1 pseudogene is annotated in these 239 nt (G+C 65.7%); it reads left to right on the top strand.

Annotation, left to right across the window (positions count from 1 at the left end):
* Nucleotides 1-42 precede the first annotated feature (42 nt).
* Nucleotides 43-239: pseudogene (locus tag EOD29_RS34730) on the top strand (hypothetical protein); the annotation flags it as partial.

Here is a 239-nt window from a genome sequence, read left to right as displayed (position 1 = left end):
GCGGCGCCTGCGTCCCCCGATTTGGCTGTCTTGGACCAAACCGTGGCGATCACGCCTCCCGGCAAGGGCGTTCCGGCGAGATATGCCGCATTTTCAGGCATATGGGCCGGACGGCTGGACGGCATGTATGAAGGCAAGCTGGCCGTGCTGACGGTTTCTTCCGGCGGTCAGGTGACGGTCAGCTATGCGTGGGGCGATGTAGCCGACTACAAGCCGGGGGTTGCCGACGGCGCCGGCAG

The sequence above is a fragment of the Mesorhizobium sp. M1A.T.Ca.IN.004.03.1.1 genome (assembly GCF_003997555.1).
In the GTDB taxonomy this organism is placed as follows: Bacteria; Pseudomonadota; Alphaproteobacteria; order Rhizobiales; family Rhizobiaceae; genus Mesorhizobium.
The sequence above is the reverse complement of the archived record's forward strand: the minus strand, read 5'-3'. Positions and strand labels throughout refer to the sequence as shown.